The sequence below is a fragment of the Paucilactobacillus salsurae genome (genome assembly GCF_054784995.1).
Window position 1 is genome coordinate 1 of the sequence record NZ_BAAHWX010000012.1, and the last position, 26,126, is coordinate 26,126.

Sequence of the window (26,126 nt, forward strand, 5' to 3'; positions counted from 1 at the left end):
TGCATATTAGTGTGGCGGCGATGGCCAGAAGGATACACCTGTTCCCATGCCGAACACAGAAGTTAAGCTTCTGAGCGCCGAGAGTAGTTGGGGGATCGCTCCCTGCGAGGGTAGGACGTTGCCATGCGAAATAGTGGACTTCGGCACTCGATGACGACATAGTTGTGTCGAGGTCGGATAATGGAGAGTTGTCCGAGTTGGCCGAAGGAGCACCACTGGAAATGGTGTAAACGGGTAAAAGCCTGTTTCAAGGGTTCGAATCCCTTACTCTCCGTTTATGACCCCTTGGTCAAGTGGTTAAGACACCGCCCTTTCACGGCGGTAACATGGGTTCAAATCCCGTAGGGGTCACTTATTTTGGAGGATTAGCTCAGTTGGGAGAGCGTCTGCCTTACAAGCAGAGGGTCACAGGTTCGAGCCCTGTATCCTCCACTAATGACTTAATTGTCATTGCGTTTAGTTAGCAGAGTCATTTGGCTCGGTAGCTCAGTCGGTAGAGCAACGGATTGAAGCTCCGTGTGTCGGCGGTTCGATTCCGTCCCGCGCCACTTTATGGAGGGGTAGCGAAGTCTGGCTAAACGCGGTGGACTGTAAATCCACTCCTTCGGGTTCGGTGGTTCGAATCCACTCCCCTCCATCTTTTTTTATAGGGATATAGTTTAATGGTAGAACTACGGTCTCCAAAACCGTCAGTGTGGGTTCAACTCCTACTATCCCTGCTTAACTGAATATTTTGGCGGTAGTGGTGAAGTGGTTAACACACCGGTTTGTGGATCCGGCACGCGTGGGTTCGATTCCCACCTACCGCCCTTTGATTGGGTTTATAGCCAAGTGGTAAAGCAATGGACTTTTGACTCCATCATGCGCTGGTCTAATCCAGCTAACCCAATTAGTTTTGGCAAGTCATGGTGGTATAGCCAAGTGGTAAGGCAGAGGTCTGCAAAACCTTTATCACCGGTTCAAATCCGGTTACCACCTTGTTTTTGTTTCGTTTAATTATAAGATTCATTTGCCGCTGTGGCGGAATTGGCAGACGCGCTGGACTCAAAATCCAGTTCCCATTAGGGAGTGTGGGTTCGACCCCCACCGGCGGCATTTAATTAAAGGAAATAAGACAGGGAATCCTCGTAAACAACGTTTACGAGGATTTTTTTGTATGTTGTTATTTAAGAAGGATCGGTGCGTTATCATATACTAATATTAACTAATTAAAAAATATTATAATTAAACAAAAAACTCTTTGTAGGATTGAAAAAACGAGATATATTATCTAATTTTTTAATATTTATCATAAAATTGTTTATTGTATTAACAATTATCGTTTGCTAAAATTAAGCGAATTTAACTTGTACAGACATTCACAGGACAATTTTGGGAGGAATATTATGAAAACAAGATTTGTAAAATTGGGGTTAGGGACGGCAATAATTGGTGTGGGCCTATTTGTTGCTAATCAGCAAATTGTTTCAGCTGATGATAACCAAGCTGATCCAAATACAGCGCAAACACCTAGTGCCACGACCACTGATCCTACACAACCACAAACTGATTCAATGGAAGTTGCAACCAGCACGCCTACTGATATGGCGCAAAAGCTAGTTTCGGCTGATAATACGGTGCAAATTAGCAACGTTAAATACGAAGGTAGCAGTGATGCTTCTGGAGAGTTCAAAGGTGGAACCCAAGTATTTGGTTTTGATAGTGGTGTTGTACTTGCATCCGGATCTGTTAAAGAGAGTGTAGAAGACCTTGGTGAATCAGGTGATGCAGATATTGATACAATGACTGGCTCAGACTCTCATGACGCAGCAGCGCTTGAATTTGACTTTGTTCCGAAATATTCACAACTTGAATTCAAGTATGCTTTTGGTTCCGAAGAATATCCAGATTTTGTTGATAGTCAATTCAATGATGCATTTGCGTTCTTTGTGAATGGTAATAATGTTGCAACACTTCCTAATAGCAATGAGTTTGTCTCCATTAACAATGTCAATAATGGGGACCTTAACGGTAACCATGTCAAAAATAGTGAATACTTTATTGACAATACGGATGCACATCTATCAGTGCCATTTACAACTTTTGGCGGCGTCACAAAGGAATTGACAATTTCAGCTCAGGTTAAGCCAAACGAAGTCAACCATATTAAAATTGTGATTGCTGATCTTAGTGATAGTGTCTTAACTTCATTTGTGGGAATATCTGACAACAGTTTTAAATCTGTTGGAAAAGTGCAAGTTCACTACATCGATGATGCTTCAAATACAATTGCCGATGACGATAATTTGGACGGCGCAACTGGAAGTACCTATACTGCCAATGAAAAAACAATTTCAGGTTATGTTTTTGACCACTGGGAAGGTAATCAAACTGGAACAATTGGTGAGGATCCAATTGAAATATTTGCCGTTTATAAAACTGCACCAATTACTAATGGTTCCGTTCAAGTTCAATATGTTGATACAGACGGCAATGCACTAGCAAACCCTATTGAACTGACAGGAACAACCGGTACTGGCTTTACAGCAGACGTTAAAGACTTCGATGGTTACACATTCGATCATGCTACACCAGCAACGAATGGTGAATTTGATGGTGGGCAACAAACTGTGACATTGGTTTATAGTAAAGATGTTGTCACACCAACAAATGACGTTGTGACACCGACACAATCAACACCCGAACCAATTTTAACTGCGACCACGGTTGTGAAGACACCAGTTGCGACACCAACAAAAAAAGCCGCTGCTAAATTACCACAAACTGATGAAAACAGATTTGCCGCAATTTTCCTTTCATTTTTAGGAGTCTCGGGCCTATTGGTGGGATTAGGAGTTAATCGAAAAGAAACTAATTAGATCGAATTTAAGAATGAAAAAGTTCAAGTAAACGCTTGAACTTTTTTTCTGGAAAAATTTGGATGAATTTAAGCAACAAAAATTTGTTATTTTTCCGATGCATGGTAAACTAATCCTAATTGAATAATCGTTAATTGGGGTGCCGAAGGCTGAGATTATACTCATTGACCTGATCTAGTTAGTACTAGCGGAGGGAATTACTTGAAATGTAGGGCAACTATATTTTACTTTGTGTAGCGCAATTAGACTTTTTGTTTAATTGCTTTTTTTATTCAGTTAGTTTGGTAAGCCATGATGATTTTCAAAAAATTTGTAGGGGGTTCTATTTTGATTAAGAAAATGAAAGTGCAGCATATCATTTTGTTAGCTTTAATTGCAATTTTTTTTGGTGTCATCTATTGGGTGATTGGACCATTATATAACGTTCTCACCGCATTGCTGGCCCCATTTGGTTGGGGACCAGCGGCAAACGATATTTTGGAGGGCGTCTGGGTCATGGCAGGACCATTAGTGGGTTATCTATTCCGCATTCCAGGTGCTGCCATTTTAGGAGAAACACTCAGTTCAGTGGTAGAAATGTTTATCGGTAGCCAATTTGGTGCTGCAGGAATTATAGCCGGTTTACTACAAGGATTTGGGGCCGAACTAGGTTACACGTTAACCGGATACAAAGTCTACAACTGGATTAGTTTATCATTGAGTGTGGTATTCGTGACAATTGTGACTTTTGGTCGGGAACTCTTTTTCTTTGGTTACAACAAGTACGCGCCATCAATGTTAATTGTATTATTCATTATTCGCTTAATTTCAACTTTCATTTTTAGCGGCGTCATCAACAAAATGATTATTAATTTACTAAAACGCGCAAAAGTTTTGAACATTCAATAGGGGGGTATTGGCATGCAAACAATTCGATTAGCATTAGAATGGATTCCAAACACTGTTCATACAGGATTTTATGAAGCAATTGATCGGGGTTATTATGCCCAAGCAGGGTTAAATGTTGAAATTTTTATGCCAGATGACCACGGTGATGGTCGTCAGTGGTTATTAAATGGCAAGGCAGATTTTGCGATTACTGAACAGATGTCGATGTCAGATTTTTTTGTGAAAGATCAACAAACCCCATTAGTGGCACTTGCTGCACTGATGGATCATAATCGTTCAGGATTATTAACTAACAGTGATATTAAGTCACCGAAAGACTTGACGCATCGAACATATGCGACATTTGGTTACCCAACTGAGCAGCACATTATTGGCGATACGATTAACGCTGATGGGGGCGATTTTAGCCAAACTAAAATGATTTCAAATGACATGATTTTCGACCCAGTAACCGATCTACAGCAAAGAAAATATGATGGTATTTTTGTCTACCATCATTGGGAAGGACTCATGGCTAAACTGGCAAATAATAATGAACACTACAATTTCTTTTATGTGAAAGACTTTGTGCCGGCGTTTGATTATTACACACCCGTAATTGCAGCCAATCAAAATTTTGTTGATGACAATCAAACAGTTGTCCGACAATTTTTGCAAGCTACAGCTCATGGTTACGCGGCAGCTAAAAATGATCCTGAAGATGCTGCCAAAGTTTTAATGAGATATGTCCCTGATCGAATGTTGCAACGAGAGTTAGTAGTGGCTTCTCAAGTAGAGGTTAGCCAGCACTATCGTCTTGCAGATGACCAGTCATTTGCTCCAATTGATGAACAAAACTGGCGTTTATTTTATGACTGGTTAAATCAACAAGGATTGGGTCAACAAATTGATCCAAGTATTGGATTCGATAATCAATACTTGAATTAGAGACCACAAAGTGTGGTTTAGGTAACAATATGTGGTGATAGACCAGTTTTAAAATGCATAAAAATGGCCTAGCAAATAATAAGTCATTTAGTGTGAATTTTAAGCATTGGTCGTACACAATTGATTATCGCAAATCTGAATTAAACAGGGTTGTCTTCTGTAATCAAATGATTAGCGAATCAGACAAAACAAGCTAAAAATTAAAATTAAATAAAAATGCATAAAACACAATATATTGTATTAATTAATTAAAGTTAACACAACATATTGTGTTTTTATGTATTTGGGCTTAGTATTATTAGTAACAATTTTAATGCTTGGAGGAATCAAAATGGATGTAAAACTAACTGCGCAACAGTCATTAGATCTATTAAAAAAAATAACGGTTGTTAAACGTGGTGGTGCGACAACCAAATTTTATGGATATAAGATTTTGTTTGTTTTGCATCAACTAACTGATGATGAATTGCTCATTCAAAGTGTTTGCCAATCGTTAGCGCAACACTTTGAAAATGCTGACGAAGTAACAACTGAAGAAATTGCAGACGAGTTAGTGTCAATCTTACAGGCATCCGATGCCACTGATGAAGCTAATGCCTACCTCAAAAAGTTTCATGAAAATCAAGCTGCATTTCAAGCAGCCATTGATCCACAACATCGCCTAAATAAATTATTTAATCAAAGTGATGATGTCGTTCATGAAAATGCCAATAAAGACAGTAAAGTATTTAATACACAGCGTGATTTAGAGGCGGGTTCAGTGAGTCGCGCCATTGGCTTGAAAATGTTACCAGAAATGGTGGCTAAAGCACATTTACGAGGCGATATTCATTGGCATGATCTGGATTATTCACCAGCAACACCAGAAACAAACTGTTGTCTCATTGATTTTGATGAAATGTTGACTAACGGTTTTAAGATCGGAAATGCCTGGGTTGATTCGCCCAAATCAATTCAGACAGCCACTGCTCAAATGTCACAGATTATTGCCAATGTAGCATCACTACAGTATGGTGGCTGTTCGGCTAATCGTGTGGATCAACTGTTAGCGCCTTACGCACAGTTAAATTACGATAAACATTTGGCTGATGCTAAGCGTTGGATTGCGCCTGACAATCAGGATGCATTTGCTAAGGAAAAGACCACCAAAGACATTTATGACGCGATGCAAGCGTTAGAATACGAAATTAACACCTTGTATTCATCACAAGGTCAGACACCATTTACAACGGTTAATTTTGGTTTAGGGACGAATTGGATTGAACGAGAAATTCAAAAGGCAATTTTGCAAGTGCGCATCAAAGGATTGGGCAAAGAACACCGAACAGCTATTTTTCCGAAGTTAGTTTTTACAGTAAAACGTGGATTGAATCTCAATCCTAATGATCCAAACTACGATATTAAGCAATTAGCATTGGAATGCTCAACAAAAAGAATGTACCCAGACTTGTTAATGTATGACAAGATTGTTGAATTAACCGGTAGTTTCAAAACACCAATGGGTTGTCGTTCATTTTTACAAGGGTGGAAAGATGAGAATGGTAAAGAAGTTAATTCAGGCCGGATGAATCTCGGAGTTGTCACTGTCAATTTGCCGCGAATTGCACTTGAATCAGCTGGCAATCAAGATGAGTTCTGGGAAATTTTTGATGAAAAAATGGCGATTTGCCACGAAGCACTATCCTACAGAGTTGAACGAACGAAGCAAGCAAAACCCGAAAATGCACCATTATTGTATATGTATGGTGCTTTTGGGAAACGATTGAATAAAGACGATAGTGTGGATGAAGCGTTCAAAAATCAACGGGCAACTGTATCACTTGGCTACATTGGATTATATGAAGTTTGTACTGCATTTTTTGGCTCAACTTGGGAAACCAATTCTGAAGCCCATGACTTTGCTGAAGAGATTGTAGCTAAGATGAATGCTTATTGTCAGCAGTGGGCAACTGAAAGTGGTTATCACTATAGTTTATATTCCACGCCTGCAGAATCACTGACTGACACCTTTTGTCGTGATGATATTGAAAAATTTGGCCGTATTAAAGATATTACCGATAAAGAATACTACACGAATAGTTTTCACTATGACGTGCGTAAACATCCGACACCATTTGATAAATTAGGATTTGAAGAGGTATTTCCTAAATATGCTTCCGGTGGGTTCATTCACTATTGTGAGTATCCAAATTTACGGCAAAATCCAAAGGCGCTCGAAGCAGTTTGGGATTGGGCCTATGATCATGTCGGTTATTTAGGCACCAACACATCGATTGATCAATGTTTCAAATGTGGCTTTAAGGGAGACTTCAAGGCCACTGCGCGCGGGTTTGTTTGTCCACAATGTGGTAACCATGATCCCCAATTTTGTGATGTGGTCAAAAGAACCTGTGGTTACCTTGGTAACCCACAACAACGACCAATGGTTCACGGACGACATAAAGAAATTGCTTCGCGTCAAAAACATATGAATCAGGAGATGATCGGCCATGCCGCAGCATATGAGAAAGCCAAACAATCCGACTCCCAAAGAGTGGTTGGCTAAGGATCATAGTTTAGAGTACATCGCCGACTATAAAGCGTTTAACTTTGTTGACGGTGAGGGCGTGCGATGCAGTTTATATGTCAGCGGGTGTTTATTTAATTGCCCGGGATGTTATAACGTTGCAGCTCAAAATTTTCATTATGGTCAACCATATACACAAGAACTAGAAGATCAAATTATTCGAGACATGAGTAACGATTACGTGCAGGGACTAACGCTCTTAGGTGGCGAACCATTTTTGAATACTCAAGTTTGTTTAAGATTGTGTCAACGAGTACGACAAGAATTTGGTCACACTAAAGACATTTGGTCGTGGTCAGGTTATACCTGGGAAGAATTACTACAAGACTCATACGACAAATTAAAAATGCTTTCAATGATAGATATTCTGGTAGACGGTCGCTTTTTAGAGGATCAAAAAGATTTGACGCTCCAATTTCGTGGGAGTGCAAATCAAAGGATTATTGACGTTCAGAAATCATTAGAACAAGAACGAGTTGTGATCTGGGATAAGTTGGTGCATTAAACTAGAGTGCGGAGAGCAACGGGTTGCTTCTGAGGATTAACGTGATATTAGGGAAATTCCAGAGCTTGGGATTTTTCTAATATCGGGTTAACCGCAGGAAGCAGTTGCTCGGAGCACGTTTCAGCAATAAAAAATTAAAAAAAAACAAGCAAAAAAGAAGGCCAAAAAAATGACACTCACCATCAAAAACCTCCACGCCACCATCAAAGAAACTCAACAAGAAATACTAAAAGGCGTCAATTTAACAGTACCCGATGGTGAAATTCACGCCATCATGGGCCCCAATGGTACAGGAAAATCAACCCTAGCCCAAACTATCATGGGCTACCCGGCTTATGAAATCACCCAGGGTAGCGTAACCTTTGATGATCAAAACGTCATTGATGCGAGCGTAGATGAGCGCGCAAAAATGGGGATGTTTTTGGGGATGCAATATCCGGCAGAAATTAGTGGCATCAATAATGCTGATTTCTTAAAAACTGCGGTAAACGCAGTGTCACCAGAACATATCAGTCCCATTAAATTTATGCAGCGATTAACTGAAACGATGCAATTTTTGGAAATGCCTGAAGATTTTGAAGAACGTTATTTGAATGTTGGCTTTTCCGGTGGTGAAAAAAAACGCAATGAAATTTTGCAAATGATGATGTTGCGACCCAAGATTGCAATTTTAGATGAAATCGATTCGGGTTTAGATATTGATGCCCTAAAGGTGGTTTCTAAGGGAATTAATCAATTACGCGGCCCAAAGTTCAGTGGCCTATTAATTACGCATTACGACCGGCTATTAGAATATGTGATACCTGATGTGATTCATATCATGGTCGATGGTCAAATTGTGACGTCCGGTGGACCAGAATTAGCACAAAAATTGGAGCAGTCAGGTTACCAACAATTTAAAAAATTAACACCAGCAGATAATGGAGTGATGAACTAATGACAGATTTACTCACTCAGATCGTGACGCAATCAATTAAAAATCATGAACCAAAATGGCTAACTGAAAAAAGAAAGTTAGCTTTTTTGCTCATGGATCAGTTGCCGGCAAATAAAGACGATGACTCAATCATGACCAGTTTGCAAAACCAGGCCACTGAATTAATTCAACCATTAACGCCACGAACGCAAGCAACAGTGGACGATGGCAATCAGTTAGTTAACATGGACTTATTAACTGCAGCACAGCAATTTCCAGAATTATTACAAGAAAATTTGATGGAAAAAGCCATTAATTGGCAAGATTCACAGTTAAATGCGCTCCACTTGGCTTTAATGACAGGTGGCCGGTTTATTTATGTACCAGATGACTGGCACAGCACGACACCAATCGTAATTAACTTAAATGCTCAGCAAAATGAACACGCACTAGTGATTGTTGGTGCTAACGCGCAAGTTGATTTGATTGAAAAGGTTGTCGGTGAGAAAAGTTCAATGAATTATTTAGGAACAGAAATGTTGCTCGGTGCTAATAGTCGGGTTAACTATTATCAAGCTAATCAATTAGCGGGTCAGGTAAATCACCAAGAAGTAAAGGTGTATCAAGCAAAAGAATCGCAATTGCAGATTTATGCCGCAATGTTTGAGAAAGTTGACTGTCAAAGTATCATTAATGTTGAATTAAATGGGTTTGGTAGTAGTGCGACGGTCAATATGGTGGCAATGGCGGATCAACAACAAACACAGACTATTGAGACGCATATTAATAATGTAGCGCCTAAAACGGTTGGTCAGATTAACCAACACGGTGTGGCAAAAGATGCATCTCAGTTAACCTTTCATGCTACTGGCAAAATCATTCATGGTGCTCATCAAGCTAATTCTCAACAAACTAGTCGCATTCTCACGTTATCTGATACATGCCATGGCGAAGCAGATCCGGTACTTTTAATTGATGAAAATGATGTTAACGCTGGACACGCGGCAAGCATCGGTAAGTTTGACGAAGAACAACTCTACTATTTGCAAACCAGAGGAATTACCAAACAACAGGCCCAATTTTTGTTAACGAGTGGTTTTTTGGAACCTGTATTGCATCAATTTCCATGTGAAGCATTGAAGCAACAAGTCACATCGATTATGAAACGAAGACTAAAGGTGGGGTGATGAGATGACGGTTCGACAAGATTTTCCGTTTTTGACAAATAATGAACTCATCTATTTTGATAACGCTGCAACAGCACAACGACCACAGACCGTGATTGATGCGATTAATGACTATTATTTACAAATGAACGTCAGCGTTCATCGCAGTACATTCCAGTTAGCCTATGAAGCAACACAACGGTATGAGCACGTTAGGAAACAAGTTGCTGACTTTATTCATGCTGAATCTCCAGAAGAAGTGGTGTTTACTAAGGGAACAACCCAATCCCTGAACTGGATTGCATTTGGTTTTGCCAAACAACAATTGCATTCGAGGGATGAAATTTTAATTTCGCAGATGGAGCATCACAGTAATTTAGTGGTGTGGCAACAAATTGCCGTGCAAACAGGGGCGATTTTAAAGTATATTCCGTTGACTGCTGATCAAACATTAGATATGAAAGCTGCAGCTAAACTAATTACGAGTAAAACCAAAATTTTAGCGATTACAGGTGCTTCAAATGTTTTGGGGGTCATTACACCAATCGATCAATTAAGTCAGCTGATTCATCAAGTAGGTGGCTATTTTATTGTTGATGGAGCACAGTTTCTACCAACTAAAGCAGTAGACGTTGTCAAAGCAGACATTGATTTTCTAGCATTTTCTGGTCATAAATTGTTTGGGCCTACTGGGATCGGCGTTTTATATGGCAAAGCGCAATTATTACAGCAACTAGAGCCCCAAGAATTTGGTGGTGAAATGATTGATGAAGTTACTGAACAAACGGCGACTTTTCAACCAGGGCCTGCAAGATTCGAAGCCGGTACTCAAAATGTGGCCGGTGTTTTTGGCTTAGGCGCTGCTATTGCTTATCTAGAACAACTTCAAATGTCTGTGGTTGAGAAAAGAGATGCTAATTTAGGTCAGTATTTGGCAGATCAATTGCGAAAAATTGAGGGTGTTGAGGTGTATGGCCCGCAAATTCGGCAAACCGGGATTGTTGCTTTTAATTTAGAGCAAGTTCATGCCCATGATGTGGCCAGTGTTTTAGACATGCAACAAATCTGTGTCCGGGCGGGTCAACATTGTGCCCAACCGTTGATGACTGCGTTGAATATTAATGCTTGTGTTCGCGCCAGTTTAGCATTTTATAATACTCAAAATGAATGTGATCTTTTAGTGGCAGCAGTGAAGCAGGCAAAGGAGTTTTTTATGCATGACTAATTTAAATCATCTGTACCAGCAAATCATCTTGGAACATGCGACTGAACAGCATCACGCCGGGAAATTAACAGGTGATGAGGTGGTTAAAATACATACAAAAAATATGTCCTGTGGCGATGATCTAGTGTTGATGGTTCAAATTCAAAATCAGCTTATTAGCAATATTGGGTATCAAATTAAGGGTTGTATTTTATCCAAAGCATCAACCAGTATTATGACGGATCAGATGATTGGCAAGTCGATTCTAGAATCTAAGAAATTAATTAAACAATTCTCATGCTTAATGACCAATCAAGATGTTGTTAATCAGTTAGATGAAGAAGCACAAATGTTAACACAGGTGGTATCATTTCCAATTCGAATTAAATGTGTCATGTTAGCTTGGCATGCGCTCGATCAATTATTAGAACAGGAGTTAACGGAATGAATGAAGAAGACTTCTACGACGAATTAAATCACGATTATCAATATGGATTTAAGGACCAGTTTACGCCGTTATTCACAACCGGCCAGGGATTGGATGAAGACAAAATTCGGGCAATTTCCGCTCATAAAAAAGAACCGCAATGGATGTTAGAATTACGACTTAAAGCTTATCAAAAATTTTTGACAATGAAAAAACCGACATTCGGACCTGATTTATCACGGTTAGATTTGGCTAAAATTAATTACTTCCAACGCCCAACTGAACAGGTGGCGCGTGATTGGGATGATGTTCCGGAAGAAATCAAAACGACATTTGAAAAAATTGGAGTTCCCCAAGCTGAACGAAAATACTTAGCAGGTGCTTCAGCTCAATATGAATCGGAAGTCGTGTATGCCAACTTGAAGCATGAGTTAGAGGCCCAAGGCATTATTTTTATGGATACTGATAGTGCTTTGAAACAGTATCCGGAGTTAGTTCATCAATATTTTGCTCAGTTGGTGCCCTATGATAATAATATTTTTGCGGCACTCAATACCGCCGTGTGGTCCGGTGGCACCTTTATTTATGTTCCCAAAAATGTACATGCGGATGTACCATTGCAAAGTTTTTTTCGGATTAATGCAGGTAATACGGGTCAATTTGAACGAACGTTAATCATTGTCGACGAAGGTGGCAGTGTTAATTATGTTGAAGGTTGTACAGCACCGATGTACTCACAAGAAAGTCTGCATGCTGCCGTCGTTGAAGTCTTTGTGAAAAGAGATGGATTTTGTCGCTATACTACGATTCAAAATTGGTCTGATAACGTCTATAGTTTGGAAACCAAACGTGCCCAAGCTGAAACCAATGCGGCAATGGAATGGGTGGATGGCAATTTAGGATCCAAGGTGACGATGAAGTATCCAAGCATCTATTTAAAGGGTGAATATGCAAAAGGCACAATGTTGTCGATTGCGTTTGCCAATGGTGCCGTTGATCAAGATACTGGCGCTCAAATGATCCATCAGGCTCCCCATACATCGTCTACTATTATCTCAAAGTCACTTTGTAAAGCTGGCGGCATATGTGATTATCGTGGCACGGTAGCAATGGACGAAAATAGCAAGGGGTCTAGTTCGCACGTCGAATGCGACACAATTATTATGGATGACCAATCTTCAAGTGATACGATTCCAATCAATAAAGTAGCGCTTGGGGATGTCTCAATGGAGCATGAAGCTAAAGTTTCTAAGGTTTCTGAAGAAGAATTGTATTATTTAATGAGTAGAGGATTAACTGAAAACGAAGCAACAAAAATGATCGTGATGGGCTTTATTGAACCATTTACGCAACAATTACCAATGGAATATGCGGTGGAACTCAATCGCTTGATTGATTTTCAAATGGAAGGGTCAATCGGTTAAAAAGCCTAATGTTTAGGTTATTGTATGTAACAAATAAATTAATTGCAATACACAATTTTATTAATAAGTGGCATTTCTTGACGACTTTTTAAATTGTAGTTACAATAATTACAATTAAACGAGTGATTTAAAGGAGAATTTAAAATGCGTGCAATTACAATAGCAAATCAGTCGGTTCCGGTCATTGGTATTGGAACTTGGTACATGGGTGAACACCCACAAAAACATGATCAAGAAATAGACGCTATTCAAACTGGTATTAATCATGGTTTGCGTTTAATTGATACTGCGGAGATGTATGGTAATGGTCAATCAGAACAATTAGTGGGTGAAGCAATTCAGCCATTTAATCGTCATCAACTATTTTTAGTTAGTAAAGTACTACCGCAAAATGCCAATCGTCGCAACATGGAAACAAGTTTAAATCAATCATTGAAACGCCTTAATACTGATTATTTAGATCTTTATTTGTATCATTGGCGTGGCGCGACACCGTTAACCGAAACTATTTCAGAATTAATTCGATTACAAAAATCTGGAAAGATTTTACGTTGGGGAGTCTCAAACTTTGATACAATTGATATGAGAGAATTGATGCAAATCACTGGTGGAAAACAGGTCGCAACAAACCAGGTTATGTACAATCTTGGTCAGCGCGGTATTGAATATGATCTCATTGATTTTATGAAGCAGCGCGATCTACCAATTATGGCCTACTCCCCTGTAGCACACGGTGATAGTTTAGGAGAGAATCTGAAGGATCAACAGGTATTACAAGAAATTGCTGTGGCACGGCATATTTCAGTAATGCAATTATTGCTGGCATGGACGGTTCAAAATTCGCAAGTAATGGCAATTCCTAAAACAAGTAGCCCAATGCACATGCTGGACAATATTGCGGCGGGAAAACTTATTTTGACAGCAGATGAACTAGCAGCAATTGATCAACAGTTTCCTAAACCAACAGGTAAAAAACGCCTTGCAATTCTATAAAAAATGGTGAGGAATTATGACGGAAAAACGAATTATTCATTGCAATAAAACACAGGTCATTGCGTGCCATCGTATTTTTGCTGAAGACTTAAACGAACATCAAACGTTATTTGGTGGTCGAATTTTAGATTTTGTTGATCGACAAGCATCAGTCAGCGCTATGAGAGTAGCCAGAACAACTGTCGTTACTGCCACGGTAGATCACGTTGACTTTATTGCACCTTTTAAAATTCAGGATTCAATGTGTCTGCATTCATATGTCACTGGAATGGGGCATCGTTCACTTGAAGTATTTGCCAAAATGATTGGTGAAAATTTATCAACTGGTGATCGATTCCTTGGATTTACCTGTTTTATGACGTTTGTCATCGATGATAAGAATATCTCGTTACCAGATTCACAATTAGTACCAGATACGAAAGAACAAGAAATATTATGTGCAGGCTATGAACAACGAGTTGCTTTACGACGTCAAACCAGAAATTTGCAGGGTGATTTAGGGACAATCATTAGTACTGATTTACCTTGGTAATTGTAACTTTTAAAGAATTTGTAAAGGCCGTCAATTATGATTGATGTTTTATGTGAATCGAAATACTATTAGGGTGTAAACTATTCATCTTGAATATTGTTTACATCAACGATGGCCGGTTAATTTATTTAACCGGCTTTTTTTATTTGACAATTTTAAATAAACCAATTATGATAATTAACAATTTAATTATTAAAATACGATGAAAAGATGAGTAGAAATAGTTAATTGCCCAGAGAGTTTCTATTTGGTGAAAAGAAACCATGCGACTATTTTGAATATGGTCTTGATAGTGTGGGTTGCTAAGCCTAGCAAAGCAATCATGGGGGCGCCCATTATAGCGGCAAGGTATGTTTGTACCTAGCAAGGAAATTTGTGTGAACAAATTTCAAAATAAGGTGGTAACCCGATAAATCGTCCTTACTTTCGCAATAGCGAGAGTGAGGACTTTTTTTGTAGCAAAAATCAAAAGTAGGTGAAAAAAATGGCATTACCCAAAATTTATTATTTACATTTAGATAAAATTACCACGGCTTGTTTCTTAAGTGGTGATGGCATGGTGGATTATGTCATGTCGCTGATTTAAGCCCATTAATTCAATTTTTATAATAAAAGGAGCAAATAATTATGACAGAAAAACAAACAACAGCATTTACACCTCGTAAAACATCACCTTTCCGCTTTGATGTTGTCGGCAGTTTCTTACGACCTGATAACCTGAAAGCAGCAAGACATCAATATGAAAATCACGAAATATCTGCCCAGCAATTAAAAGCAGTGGAAGATCAGGCGATTATTGAATTGATCAAAAAAGAAGAAGCTGCAGGACTACACTCAATTACTGATGGTGAATTTCGTCGGCAACTCTGGCATACAGACTTTTTCTGGGGCCTACAAGGCGTCCAAAAAATTTTTTCTCAGCAAGGATACCAATTCCATGACTTGGTAACGCGAGCTGAATCTGTGGAATTGACAGGTCCAATTAGTGGCGAGAATCATCCATTCGTCGAACATTTCAAGTTTTTGCGGGATCATTTAACTGACCCGGCCACTGCCAAACAAACGATTCCAGCCCCAGCACAATTTTTAGCCGAACTTTACCGCGGCGATAATTTGAAAGTAACCAAAAAATTCTATCCAAACGAAGACCAATTATTAGATGCGATCGCTTCAGCCTATAAAACTGTTGCCTTGGATCTTTATAATGAAGGCCTGCGTGTCTTGCAGTTAGATGACTGCACTTGGGGCATGCTTGCAGGTTTTCATAATGGTGCTATTAATAGCAGTGATACGATTGATGAATCATTTATTAATCAATCTAAAGAACTATATGTGACTGTGAATAATAAGTTCATCGAAGGGTTACCAGATGATTTGATTGTCAACACCCACGATTGCCGTGGCAATTATCAATCAACGTGGGCTTCTTCAGGTGGTTATGAAACAGTTGCGGATCCATTGTTTACGCGTGAAAATGTGAATGCCTATTTTCTTGAATACGATAATGATCGCTCAGGTGATTTTCAACCATTAGCAAAGGTTCGAGATGATCAGTTTGTCGTTTTAGGCTTGATTACTTCTAAAACTGGTGAACTTGAAGATAAACAATCCATTATTAATCGCATTCATGAAGCTGCTAATTATATTGATCTGGACCGTCTTTGTTTAAGCACACAGTGTGGCTTTGCTTCAACTGATGAAGGCAATAAGCTTACTGAAGCTCAACAGTGGGCAAAAATTAAACTAGTCAAAGAAATTGCTGAAGAAGTTTGGGGAGACTAGCTACTACTATGTAATAACAATTAAAAACAACGTCTATGAAATAAAATTTTCATAGACGTTGTTTATTTTACGTAATACTATTTGTTGGCAAAGTACTCAGGAAATGTTTGAAAAAGTTGCGGTTGCTCTTGCAGCATCAGGCGAAGATGTTCACTAATCAAGGCACCCGCTTGCTGAGGTTCATTTTTCTTAACAGCTTCAAAAATTTGAACGTGTTGTTGTTCCAATAAATCCCAATTTAAGTCGACGACTTTAAGACGTAACCAGCGAAAACGATTGAGTTGGATATTCAATGTTTGTAACCAATTCCAGACTAAATTTTTATCGGTAATTTCATAAAACATTTTATGAAATTGTTCATCACTTTCAAAAAAGCCTTCAATATCATGTTTTGCGAGGACGTGGTGTTGGACATTTAAAATGTCTTCCAAGATTTGCGCTTGATTGTCAGTTATTTTTCCGCATGAATCCATGATGATACTTTTTTCGATATTTTCACGAACGAATTGAGCTTCAAGCGCCGCATGGGTGTCAATTAGGGCAATGAATGTTCCGCTTTGAGGAATAACCTTGATCAGGCCGTCACGGCGCAAGTGAAGTAAGGCTTCTCTGACGGGTGTTCGACCAATTTGAACGTCTGTTTCAATGTTTTTTTCAGAAATTTTATTACCAGGTTGATATTCAGCTCGTAAAATTTTGTTTTTGATTAAGTAGTAAGCTTTGTCTTGTAAATTAGTAGCTGCATTTTCCATAGTGATCCTCCAATAACTTCACTAAATATTGTAGCGATTTGAGCAGGTAAAAGTCAAACTAGTTTGTGATTGATTTTTTAAGAACGATTGCTATAATGAAAACGCAAACAAGCGTACTGGTAGATTACTTTTGAAAGGGTTGTTGAATTCATGTTAAAAATGGGATTCCGCTGGTTTGGGTCAAATGACGATGCCATTTCTCTAACCAACATTCGTCAAATTCCTGGAACAACACAGATTGTGGGTGCGCTATACGATGTTGCTGTCGGGCAAACATGGCCAGTACAAAAGATCGCAGAGCTAAAAAAAGAAATTGAAACTGCGGGTCTGAAATTTGAAGTCGTGGAAAGTGTCAATATTCATGATGACATTAAAATTGGCAAGCCATCACGCGACCGGTATATTGAATATTATCAACAAACTATTCGTAATTTAGCCGCAAATGGCATTAAGGTGATTTGCTATAACTTTATGCCCATTTTTGATTGGTTACGAACCGATTTATCATACGAGCTTTCTGATGGTTCCAAAACGATGGCCTTTGAAAATGAAAAGGTTCAAGGCGCTCCTGAAGACATTATTCGATTAGTCAAAAACGATAGTAATGGCTTTTCTTTGCCCGGGTGGGAACCAGAACGACTCGCACAAGTGCAACGACTATTTGCTGACTATGCAGATGTTGATGAAACTAAATTACGGCAAAATTTAAAGTACTTTTTGGATGCCGTCATTCCAGTCTGTGAAGAAACTGGCATTAAAATGGCGATTCACCCAGATGATCCACCTAAGCCGTTGTTTGGATTACCAAGGATTTTTAAAAATCGTCAAGACATGTTGGCTATTGAAGCATTGTACGAGAGTTTTGCGAACGGCTTTACTATTTGCACAGGTAGTTTAGGTGAAAATGCTGACAATGATGTACCAGCTCTTATTCGTGAATTTGTCAGTAAGAATCGGGTTCCGTTCATGCATGTTCGCAACATTAAGTTTGACGGATCAGATGGGAATTTTCATGAGTCAGCGCATCTTTCATCTGCTGGTTCATTAGATATGTATGAAATTATGAAGGCTCTTTATGAAAGTGGATTCGATGGGTATATCAGACCTGATCATGGCCGAGATATTTGGGGCGAATCAGGCAGACCGGGGTATGGTTTATATGACCGCGCTTTAGGAAGTGCTTATCTGAATGGACTATGGGAAAGCTTTGAAAAAAGTCACCGATCTACAAATTAGTTTTAGGTATTTTAGTTGAGAAGGAGAACCAAATATGAAGCGCGTTGATATTTTACAAAGAATTGAACAGGCGGGTGTGATTGCAGTGATTCGTGCACAAACTCCTGAACAAGCTATTAAAACTACTCAAGCTGTGGTTAATGGTGGTATCACAGGAATCGAATTAACCTTTACGGTGCCGCATGCCGATCAAGTGATTACGAAGCTGGTTTCGCAATATGCACTCACAAATGCAATCATTGGTGCGGGAACGGTGTTGGATGCCATTTCAGCTCGTCTGGCAATTATAGCAGGGGCTCAATATATTGTGAGTCCCAGTTTTGATCAAGCCACCGCTGAACTATGTAACCTTTATCAGATTCCTTATATTGCGGGTTGTTATACCGTGACTGAAATAACTGTTGCGATGAAGGCTGGTGTCGATATCGTCAAGCTATTTCCTGGCAGTGTTGGCTCGACGGGCATGGTTAGCGCTATTAAGGCTCCATTACCACAAGCCAATCTGATGCCAGCTGGTGGTGTTAGTTTGGAAACAATGAAAGATTGGTTTGCTGCCGGTGTGGTGGCGGTCAATGTTGGTCATGCGTTGATTGGCCCAGCTGATGATAATAATTTCACTGAAGTAACTGACCGTGCTAAAAAATATGTTGCGGAGTTTAAAAGTATTAAGACAAAATAATCACATTAAAAAGCTTTAGATTCGATTTATGAATCTAAAGCTTTTTTAATCAGGATTAAATTAATAGCCGCGATCTAATTTGACTTCATTCACACTTAGTTGCTGATTTTGCAAAAAAGACTGTAGATTTGGCCAAAGAATTTTAAATTGAGCATCTTCAAAATGACTAATATAACCAGTCGTATGAGGTGTAATCACAACTTGATCTAAATCCCATAATTCATTATCTTCTGGTAACGGTTCAGTTTCAAAGACGTCTAGACCGGCATGCAAAACCTTGTCAGCCTTTAAAGCTGCAATTAAGTCACTAGTGTTGACACTTGGTCCGCGACCAATATTGATAAAACTGAATAGTTGTTCAAAATGGTTAAAAAAGGCTTGATTGAAATAATAATGGGTTTCTTTAGTGAGTGGTAAGGCATTAATGACGACGTCTGCATTAAACACAGCATCTGTCAGGTGATCTAATGCGACGGCCTGATCAAAATAATTACCGGGATGGCCGGTTGTATTGACGCCAATTGTGGTTGCATTGAATGCTTTTAGTAAACGAGCAATTTGTTGACCAATGTGGCCTGTACCAAAGACTACATAAGTGAAATCATCGACAGTTTGAGCTTTTAATTCTGGTTTATAGGCCCAATGATGTTTTTGTTTGTTTTGGTTAGCGAGGTCCAGCTGACGAACAAAATATAAGATATAGGCGATAACAGATTCACTGATAGATTGCGCGTGAATACCGCTCGCGTTGCTTAACTTTATTTGTTTTGTTGCAAATTCTTGTAGTGGCAACGAATCAACTCCAGCAGAAATAGAATGAACCCACTTTAATTTTGAGTTAGGCAATGCCAACAATTTTGGTCCAATTTCTTTATCCCAACCAAATAAAATAGTGATATCAGCGGACGCAACTTTTTTGTCTAAATCTTCCGGAGAAAAAATAGCTACGCCAGCTTGCTCAATTTTTTGTTTTTGTGCAGGAGCTAAAGAAGAAATTAATAATAAATTTTCTGACCTATGATCACCTTTCATTTCAGAATTAAAATTGTCGTTATTATAACACTGCTCGCAAGAGATTAGTTTTCGAGCTGGAAATCGGCAAGAAAACTTGTCTCAAATGTTTTTAATTCTTGTTTGCCGAAATTATCCAACAACCCGTGAAATTCTTGCATTTGTTCTAAGTTAAGCGTTAATTGTTCTTCAGCTAAGCGTTTAAGTTTTAAATAAGTCAAATTCGGTCGTCCAAGTTTAGTAAAGAGTCGTCTCGTATAACTATCTGCAACAAAGACCGGCTTGTCTAAGCAATACAGCAAAATAGAATCAGCTGTCTCATCACCGATACCAGGTAAAGTGATTAATTGTGATCTTAATTGTGCAGTGGTTTGTTTGCTAAGATTTGCCAGCTGAAAATTAGCGGTTTGAAACCAAGCAAACAAAGCAGAAATACATCTTGCTTTGTTAGTGTAAAAGCCGCTAGGTCGAATTAAAGTCTGAAGAGTTTCATTAGAAAGCTGGACAATCTTTTGCGGTTCTAAATGAGTTTCTTGGCGCAGATTCGCTAATGAATATTCAACATTGTGCCAGTTAGTGTTTTGAACCAAAACGGCACCTAATGCAATTTCAAATTTTGTTTCACCGGGCCACCATCCTTGCGGGCCCATATGTGAAAACATCTGATAGTATAGTTGTTCAATTGTGACAGTTTTCAAGGTTGTCCACGCTCCCAGTAAAGTAACTGATTCAAAATTAGCATTGTTGAACCGGAAATACAAAAATATGCATTTAAATCTATGAAAAAAGTGTGAATGTCAAGTAATTAGCACTCTGATATTTAGAGTGCTAATTACTTGCTTTACGGCAAAAACCTGACTACCATAAGAATTGTACGAAGGAATACCGAGTACTTAATACTAGAAAGGAAGTTGTTAGTATGGCTAATGATTTACAAAATCGTCGTAATGATTTATTTGGAGATTGGTTTAATGGTGGCTTCTTCCCGAGCTTTAATAAAGCTTTCGATGCCTTAAGTTCTTCATCAGATGTCATGAAAACAGATGTGTCAGAATCCGATAAAGGATACAAAGTTAAAATTGATTTACCTGGCTATGATAAAAAAGATATTCATTTAAACTATGCCAATGATATTTTAGCAGTAACTGGTCATCGCTCTACATTTGATGATGTTAGTGATGATAACGGCAATATCTTGCATAGTGAACGTGCTTATGGTCAAGTAAGTCGTCAATACAGATTGCCTGATGTGGATCGTGACAACATCAGTGCTAAGTATGACAATGGTGTTTTGAGTCTCACATTACCAAAATTAGATCACACAGGTAAAGATGACGAAGGGTTTATTCAAATTGATTAGATGATCGCTAATTGAATTTCAAAAAGTGCTTATCTCAATAGGATAAGCACTTTTTTGTTTGTAATAAAATTATTGAGTTAATTTAGGAGTTCTCCGTCAAAATAACGTATAGTAGTAATAGACAATCAAACGAGGGGAACTATAAAATGACACCAATTGATGTTTTGCAAAGTAAATTTGGGTACGATAACTTTCGATCAGGTCAACAAGAGGTTATCGATACAATTCTGAAGCGTGAAAACATGCTGGCCATCATGCCAACTGGTGGGGGAAAATCACTTTGTTATCAAATCCCGGCGATGATTCAATCTGGTTTGACATTAGTGGTATCCCCATTGATTTCATTAATGAAAGATCAAGTAGATGCGTTGAACGAAAACGGAATTTCAGCAACCTTTATTAACAGTTCCTTGGAATATACCGAAGTGCTTGACCGCATTCAACAAGCATTTGATCAAAAAATTAAATTATTATATGTATCACCGGAACGTCTAGATTCTGATTTTTATCAACAATTAGAACAATTGCCAATTGAATTAGTGGCCATTGACGAAGCGCATTGTATTTCACAATGGGGCCATGATTTTCGGCCGAGTTACCTAAAATTGACAGATTTAATTGCAAAACTACCGTCCCAACCAACAATCGTCGCCTTGACTGCGACAGCCACGCAGCGAGTGGCTGAAGATATCAAACAACGTTTGAACATCCACCATGAAGTTAATACAGGATTTGCCAGAGAAAATCTAGCGTTTAAAGTTGTCAAAGATCAAGATGAGGATCAGTTTTTAATTGATTATTTGAAATTAAACCACGACCAATCTGGCATTATTTATGCTAGTACTCGTAAAGAAGTTGAACGGCTAACTAAGTTACTCACTAAAAAGAAATTTAAGGTCACGATGTACCATGGTGGTATGACAAAACAGCAACGACGAACACATCAGGAAGATTTTTTATTCGATCGTGTCTCCATTATGATTGCCACGAATGCTTTTGGGATGGGAATTGATAAAAGTAATGTGCGCTTTGTAATTCATGCGCAGACACCCGGTAGTATTGAATCTTATTATCAAGAAGCTGGTCGTGCTGGTCGTGATGGGCTACCAAGCGAAGCAATTTTATTATTTAAATTACAGGATGTGCAAATTCAACATTTTCTGATTGAACAATCGGAACGCCAAGATGCCGAAAAAAACGCCGAGTATCAAAAATTACAGGCGATGACACAGTACGCCAATACTGAACAATGTTTACAAAAGTTTATTCTAGAATACTTTGGTGAAGCTGGGACTGACTGTGGTCGTTGCAGCAACTGTTTAGATGGACGAGAAAAACAAGATATTACGGTCGATACACAAAAAGTATTATCCTGTGTCAAACGAATGGATCAAAGATTCGGGAAAGTACTGGTTGCTCAAGTGCTCGTAGGATCTCACTCTAAACGAGTGGAACAATTTGGATTCGAACGATTGTCTACTTACGGTATCATGAAAAATCAATCCCAAAAACAGGTGGCACAATTAATTGATTATTTGACCGCAGAACAATTTTTGTTGGCCGATGGTGGTCAATATCCCGTTTTACGTGTGGCTAATAAGGGACGGGCAGTCCTGACGGGCCAGGAGAAAGTTTTTCGAAAAACTGCGATGGCGGCCCAAAAAAGTTTACCAGAAAATGATGCCTTGTTTGAAGAGTTGCGAACGCTACGCTTGGACCTAGCCAAACAACAAGAAGTACCACCATTTGTCATTTTTTCTGATCAAGCTTTGCGAGATATGTGTGCTATTTTACCGAGCAATGGTTCTGAGTTCTTATCTGTGCGGGGTGTTGGTGAAAGTAAACTAGCAAAGTATGGCGAAACATTTATGGCACAAATTGAATCATTTTTAGCAAAAAAATAAAAAAGTCGTGATTAACAAGCAAAAGTTGTTAATCACGATTTATTTTTCAAAATGAAATTAAATTATTCCAGGTGTTCTTTAATGCCATTTGGGAAATCTTTGTCGATTTCTTTTAAAATGGGTAGTAAGTAATTGACGTACGTATGGTAAGCCTCGATTGGCTTGGCATCTTTTGCATTAGCAGTAGTCAGAGCTAACGCAATTTGATGAGCACGTTCTTCGTTTGTAATCATTTAGTCATTCACCTCGTTCATTCAGTGTAGCAAATATTGCAATAATCACAAAGCAATTTCTAGCTTTTTAATGAGATTGCGTAGTTTTGTTTGGTTTAACAAATAGACTACACCTAGTCCAATCAACACACCAATCGCATTAGTGATTAAATCATCAACTTCAACCCAGCGGCCTAAGTTGACAAACCAGTTGATGATAAATTGCGTGGTTTCAATCATTAGTCCAGTAGCTAAGGATAAGCCAAGAACTGATTTGACACTTTTTGGATGGAAGATGAGGGCATAGAAAATGCCAGCCGGAATGGTCATGACAATATTCAACCAAAAGGCAATACTCAAATCTTGGAATGGGATTAGGTTAACAATCATGCCGTGTACCCAAAAATAATGAATATTATGCGTGGGGATAAAATAAAACGGTTCTGGGGCAAAACAAATACGACAAATGAAGAACGCATAAATCCATGCCGAAAGCAGCGTGATTTTTTGCCAGATCGTGTCGTGATGTCGTAAGACTAAGTTAATCAAGAGACAAATCATGGCAAAAGCAATCAAAATAAATGGAATCCAAATTTTCATATTGTAAAATACTCCCTTTGTTCTGTAATATCATACCAAAATAAAAAAAGAAAAACAGCCATTAGGCTGTTTTATTTATAAAGATTAAAGACGATCTAAATGTAATTTTTTTTGACATTCGGGACAGATACCATGAAGTTCCATCTGATTACCAGTGACCAAATAATTTGTTTTCTGCGTAGCCGTTTTTGCCATGTGTTCACTGATGTTTGTAAACTCATCATCAAAGACGTCAGTAATTTTGCCACAATTATCACACACAATATGGTAGTGAGGATGACCAAAATAATCAAAATGGGTACTGCCGTCACCATTTTTTAATTCGATCACTAGGCCGTGATCCACAAATAGTTTTAACGTATTGTATACAGTTGCCACACTCAGGTTATCAACATTTTCTTTTAGGGCCGAAAAAACCATTTCAGCACTCGGATGGGTATGATGCGATATGAGATATTGCAAAATAACTTTGCGTTGAGGGGTCAATCTTACTTTTTCTGAACGCAATTGGGCCAACGCATTTGAATACTCATTATTTGCCATCACAAAAACTCCTTTTTTACTATTTACTATATTAAACCACCAAAATGAAAATCTGCCAAATTAATTTACTTATTCTAAAGTAAACCTTGAAAATTGTGTTTGGTAGACTAAAATAAATATTAGATTAATTAATAATGATTCTAATATAGGAGTGGCAATTTTGAAAGAGAATATTGGTCAAAAGAGAAACAATTATAATTATACGTTGTTTGTGATAACACTGTTGGCGGGGACTTTTACGATGTCGATTAGCCAGTCTTCACTGTCAACGGCTTATCCAACTTTAATGAATTATTTTGGTGTTTCTGCCTCAACGATTCAATGGTTAACTACAGGATTTATGTTGATTATGAGTGTCACGATGCCGCTGAGTCCTTGGCTGTTGAATAACGTCAACTTTAAGCCACTGTTTATGGGTATCTTACTTTTGTTTGATATTGGGACATTAATTATTGTTGTCGCTCCGAATTTTTGGTTGATGATGATTGGCCGTGCATTGGAAGCTGTTGCTGTCGGTGTGCTATTTCCTTCATTTCAGTCAGTTTTATTAAGTATTACTGACAAACAAAAGCGTGCAACGACAATGGGAATTGCCGGACTAGTCATGGGTTCAGCATTAGCTTGTGGTCCGATTATTTCTGGAATTGTGTTAAATTATTTTTCTTGGCAAGGACTATTTATTGTCTTTATGATCGTTATTACACTGGTGTTAGCACTATCTACCCAGTTTATTAAAAATGTCATGCCCAAAAATAAATCTAGTTTAGACTTTTGGTCCGTAATTCTGTCATTTGGACTAATTGGCATTTTATATGTCATCAATCAAATCGGCAAAGCCAATACAAATTGGCAAGTAAATTGGCTGATTTTGATTATTAGTTTTTTGGCAATGACGTGGTTTGTGATTCGTCAATTTAGATCAAAAACACCGCTACTAGAATTAAATGTTTTGCGGACGATTAATTTTGATTTATCAGTTTTGTTAACCGGTATTTCATATGTGGCATTAATTGTGGTGACAATTTTATTTCCGCTGTACTACCAACAAGTTTTACATGTCTCTCCATTTATTTCAGGAATGTCATTAGTCCCAGGCGCGGTGTTACTCAGTATTTTGAACCCATTGACTGGCAAGTTAGCAGATCAATTTGGTTTTCGTAAAGTGATGTTAACGGGGATGAGTTTAATTGTCTTGGGTTGGTTATGTGTTTCATTATTAGCCACACATTTAAATATATGGTTGGCGATCTTTTTTACCATGATTATTGAAGGTGGCAATGCTTTTGTCATGATGCCAGCAGTTACTTTAGGTGCCAATTCACTGCCAACCAAATTAGTGCCCCATGGTACTGCAGTCACAACCACGTTCCGTCAAGTTCTAGGATCCGTCGGTGTCGCCATTGCCACTTTAGTTTTAACAGCACAAACACAACATAATGTTAGTGTTGGCATGGCACAGCATCAAGCACAGATTGGTGCTTTTAAAACAACATTTTTTATGATGCTTGGTATTGAATGTCTTGGATTACTAATGGCAATTTGCTTGAAAAATAATCAAAAAAAGGTGTCATAAAGTAAAGTTATTCTTGTGTGAATTGACAAACTACTTCCGTACTTAGACAATGGAGAACGAATACATTG

The 26,126-nt window shown here is 38.5% G+C and carries 24 protein-coding genes, 10 tRNA genes, 1 rRNA gene, 1 riboswitch and 1 other annotated feature; of the genes, 29 read left to right on the plus strand and 6 right to left on the minus strand.

Going from position 1 to position 26,126, the window contains the following annotated elements; translation table 11 throughout:
• Positions 1-10 precede the first annotated feature (10 nt).
• The 24 genes from rrf to ACYVQZ_RS08540 all read left to right on the plus strand — a co-directional run bounded on the left by rrf (position 11) and on the right by ACYVQZ_RS08540 (position 16,188).
• A 5S ribosomal RNA gene (gene rrf, locus ACYVQZ_RS08425) occupies positions 11-127 on the plus strand.
• A gap of 55 nt (positions 128-182) precedes the next feature.
• Positions 183-274, plus strand: a tRNA-Ser gene (locus ACYVQZ_RS08430).
• A gap of 5 nt (positions 275-279) precedes the next feature.
• Positions 280-351 (plus strand) — tRNA-Glu (locus tag ACYVQZ_RS08435).
• Positions 352-359: 8 nt separating this feature from the next.
• A tRNA-Val gene (locus tag ACYVQZ_RS08440) sits at positions 360-432 on the plus strand.
• A 43-nt stretch (positions 433-475) separates the two neighbouring features.
• Positions 476-548 (plus strand) — tRNA-Phe (locus tag ACYVQZ_RS08445).
• Between the two features lie 6 nt (positions 549-554).
• A tRNA-Tyr gene (locus ACYVQZ_RS08450) sits at positions 555-637 on the plus strand.
• An 11-nt stretch (positions 638-648) separates the two neighbouring features.
• A tRNA-Trp gene (locus ACYVQZ_RS08455) sits at positions 649-719 on the plus strand.
• Positions 720-736: 17 nt separating this feature from the next.
• Positions 737-809 (plus strand) — tRNA-His (locus ACYVQZ_RS08460).
• A gap of 7 nt (positions 810-816) precedes the next feature.
• Positions 817-889 (plus strand) — tRNA-Lys (locus ACYVQZ_RS08465).
• An 18-nt stretch (positions 890-907) separates the two neighbouring features.
• Positions 908-978 (plus strand) — tRNA-Cys (locus ACYVQZ_RS08470).
• A gap of 33 nt (positions 979-1,011) precedes the next feature.
• A tRNA-Leu gene (locus ACYVQZ_RS08475) sits at positions 1,012-1,095 on the plus strand.
• A 290-nt stretch (positions 1,096-1,385) separates the two neighbouring features.
• Positions 1,386-2,858: a choice-of-anchor L domain-containing protein gene (locus tag ACYVQZ_RS08480; RefSeq protein WP_461240969.1), complete on the plus strand. Its 1,473-nt coding sequence runs from the start codon at positions 1,386-1,388 to the stop codon at positions 2,856-2,858.
• A 125-nt stretch (positions 2,859-2,983) separates the two neighbouring features.
• Positions 2,984-3,071, plus strand: a riboswitch (TPP riboswitch).
• A gap of 114 nt (positions 3,072-3,185) precedes the next feature.
• Positions 3,186-3,746, plus strand: coding sequence for an ECF transporter S component (locus ACYVQZ_RS08485; RefSeq protein ID WP_461240970.1), 561 nt, complete (start codon positions 3,186-3,188; stop codon positions 3,744-3,746).
• A 12-nt stretch (positions 3,747-3,758) separates the two neighbouring features.
• Positions 3,759-4,673, plus strand: a complete 915-nt coding sequence (locus ACYVQZ_RS08490; RefSeq protein WP_461240971.1) for an ABC transporter substrate-binding protein — start codon at positions 3,759-3,761, stop codon at positions 4,671-4,673.
• A 331-nt stretch (positions 4,674-5,004) separates the two neighbouring features.
• Positions 5,005-7,218, plus strand: coding sequence for an anaerobic ribonucleoside-triphosphate reductase (nrdD, locus tag ACYVQZ_RS08495; protein WP_461240972.1), 2,214 nt, complete (start codon positions 5,005-5,007; stop codon positions 7,216-7,218).
• Positions 7,163-7,744: an anaerobic ribonucleoside-triphosphate reductase activating protein gene (gene nrdG, locus ACYVQZ_RS08500; protein ID WP_461240973.1), complete on the plus strand. Its 582-nt coding sequence runs from the start codon at positions 7,163-7,165 to the stop codon at positions 7,742-7,744. The genes nrdD and nrdG overlap by 56 nt, the downstream gene beginning before the upstream one ends.
• 169 nt (positions 7,745-7,913) lie before the next feature.
• Positions 7,914-8,681 (plus strand): Fe-S cluster assembly ATPase SufC, encoded by a 768-nt coding sequence (sufC, locus tag ACYVQZ_RS08505; protein ID WP_461240974.1) that lies wholly within the window; start codon positions 7,914-7,916, stop codon positions 8,679-8,681.
• Positions 8,681-9,847, plus strand: coding sequence for a SufD family Fe-S cluster assembly protein (locus ACYVQZ_RS08510; protein WP_461240975.1), 1,167 nt, complete (start codon positions 8,681-8,683; stop codon positions 9,845-9,847). The genes sufC and ACYVQZ_RS08510 overlap by 1 nt, the downstream gene beginning before the upstream one ends.
• A 4-nt stretch (positions 9,848-9,851) precedes the next feature.
• On the plus strand, positions 9,852-11,051 hold the full coding sequence (locus tag ACYVQZ_RS08515; protein ID WP_461240976.1) for an aminotransferase class V-fold PLP-dependent enzyme: 1,200 nt from the start codon (positions 9,852-9,854) through the stop codon (positions 11,049-11,051).
• Positions 11,044-11,478: a Fe-S cluster assembly sulfur transfer protein SufU gene (gene sufU / locus ACYVQZ_RS08520; protein WP_461240977.1), complete on the plus strand. Its 435-nt coding sequence runs from the start codon at positions 11,044-11,046 to the stop codon at positions 11,476-11,478. Before ACYVQZ_RS08515 ends, sufU begins: the two co-directional genes overlap by 8 nt.
• Positions 11,475-12,881 carry a Fe-S cluster assembly protein SufB gene (gene sufB / locus ACYVQZ_RS08525; RefSeq protein WP_461240978.1) on the plus strand — a complete coding sequence of 469 codons (1,407 nt, stop codon included), beginning with the start codon at positions 11,475-11,477 and terminating at the stop codon, positions 12,879-12,881. Before sufU ends, sufB begins: the two co-directional genes overlap by 4 nt.
• Positions 12,882-13,025: 144 nt before the next feature.
• The gene (locus tag ACYVQZ_RS08530; RefSeq protein ID WP_461240979.1) at positions 13,026-13,874 is read left to right on the plus strand and encodes an aldo/keto reductase; all 849 of its coding nucleotides are present in this window, start codon (positions 13,026-13,028) and stop codon (positions 13,872-13,874) included.
• Positions 13,875-13,890: 16 nt separating this feature from the next.
• Positions 13,891-14,406: an acyl-CoA thioesterase gene (locus ACYVQZ_RS08535; RefSeq protein WP_461240980.1), complete on the plus strand. Its 516-nt coding sequence runs from the start codon at positions 13,891-13,893 to the stop codon at positions 14,404-14,406.
• Positions 14,407-14,599: 193 nt separating this feature from the next.
• Positions 14,600-14,831, plus strand: a binding site (T-box leader).
• A 202-nt stretch (positions 14,832-15,033) separates the two neighbouring features.
• On the plus strand, positions 15,034-16,188 hold the full coding sequence (locus ACYVQZ_RS08540; protein WP_461240981.1) for a 5-methyltetrahydropteroyltriglutamate--homocysteine S-methyltransferase: 1,155 nt from the start codon (positions 15,034-15,036) through the stop codon (positions 16,186-16,188).
• A 77-nt stretch (positions 16,189-16,265) separates the two neighbouring features.
• Here ACYVQZ_RS08540 and ACYVQZ_RS08545 read toward each other — a convergent pair whose 3' ends face one another.
• Entirely contained in the window at positions 16,266-16,940 is a 675-nt protein-coding gene (locus ACYVQZ_RS08545; RefSeq protein WP_461240982.1) for a GntR family transcriptional regulator, read from the minus strand.
• A gap of 150 nt (positions 16,941-17,090) precedes the next feature.
• Between ACYVQZ_RS08545 and uxuA the strand changes: the two genes are divergently transcribed.
• Entirely contained in the window at positions 17,091-18,176 is a 1,086-nt protein-coding gene (gene uxuA, locus ACYVQZ_RS08550; protein WP_461240983.1) for a mannonate dehydratase, read from the plus strand.
• 34 nt (positions 18,177-18,210) lie between these two features.
• A complete protein-coding gene (locus tag ACYVQZ_RS08555; protein WP_461240984.1) occupies positions 18,211-18,855 on the plus strand; it encodes a bifunctional 2-keto-4-hydroxyglutarate aldolase/2-keto-3-deoxy-6-phosphogluconate aldolase in 645 nt (214 codons plus the stop codon).
• A 60-nt stretch (positions 18,856-18,915) separates the two neighbouring features.
• On the opposite strand, the gene ACYVQZ_RS08560 is transcribed toward ACYVQZ_RS08555, so the two are convergent.
• Both ACYVQZ_RS08560 and ACYVQZ_RS08565 read right to left on the minus strand, forming a co-directional pair.
• Positions 18,916-19,887: an NAD(P)-dependent oxidoreductase gene (locus ACYVQZ_RS08560; RefSeq protein WP_461240985.1), complete on the minus strand. Its 972-nt coding sequence runs from the start codon at positions 19,885-19,887 to the stop codon at positions 18,916-18,918.
• Between the two features lie 44 nt (positions 19,888-19,931).
• On the minus strand, positions 19,932-20,564 hold the full coding sequence (locus ACYVQZ_RS08565) for an endonuclease III domain-containing protein (RefSeq protein ID WP_461240986.1): 633 nt from the start codon (positions 20,562-20,564) through the stop codon (positions 19,932-19,934).
• A 221-nt stretch (positions 20,565-20,785) separates the two neighbouring features.
• Between ACYVQZ_RS08565 and ACYVQZ_RS08570 the strand changes: the two genes are divergently transcribed.
• Positions 20,786-21,226 carry an Hsp20/alpha crystallin family protein gene (locus ACYVQZ_RS08570; RefSeq protein ID WP_461240987.1) on the plus strand — a complete coding sequence of 147 codons (441 nt, stop codon included), beginning with the start codon at positions 20,786-20,788 and terminating at the stop codon, positions 21,224-21,226.
• Positions 21,227-21,372: 146 nt separating this feature from the next.
• A complete protein-coding gene (recQ, locus tag ACYVQZ_RS08575; RefSeq protein WP_461240988.1) occupies positions 21,373-23,130 on the plus strand; it encodes a DNA helicase RecQ in 1,758 nt (585 codons plus the stop codon).
• A 62-nt stretch (positions 23,131-23,192) separates the two neighbouring features.
• Here the strand turns inward: recQ and ACYVQZ_RS08580 are convergent, their stop codons facing one another.
• From ACYVQZ_RS08580 to ACYVQZ_RS08590, 3 genes are all read right to left on the minus strand, one after another.
• Positions 23,193-23,363, minus strand: a complete 171-nt coding sequence (locus ACYVQZ_RS08580; protein ID WP_461240989.1) for a hypothetical protein — start codon at positions 23,361-23,363, stop codon at positions 23,193-23,195.
• Between the two features lie 45 nt (positions 23,364-23,408).
• Positions 23,409-23,942, minus strand: a complete 534-nt coding sequence (locus ACYVQZ_RS08585; RefSeq protein WP_461240990.1) for a VanZ family protein — start codon at positions 23,940-23,942, stop codon at positions 23,409-23,411.
• A gap of 84 nt (positions 23,943-24,026) precedes the next feature.
• Entirely contained in the window at positions 24,027-24,485 is a 459-nt protein-coding gene (locus tag ACYVQZ_RS08590; RefSeq protein ID WP_461240991.1) for a Fur family transcriptional regulator, read from the minus strand.
• 160 nt (positions 24,486-24,645) lie between these two features.
• Between ACYVQZ_RS08590 and ACYVQZ_RS08595 the strand changes: the two genes are divergently transcribed.
• Positions 24,646-26,058: an MDR family MFS transporter gene (locus tag ACYVQZ_RS08595; RefSeq protein WP_461240992.1), complete on the plus strand. Its 1,413-nt coding sequence runs from the start codon at positions 24,646-24,648 to the stop codon at positions 26,056-26,058.
• Positions 26,059-26,126: the final 68 nt, after the last annotated feature.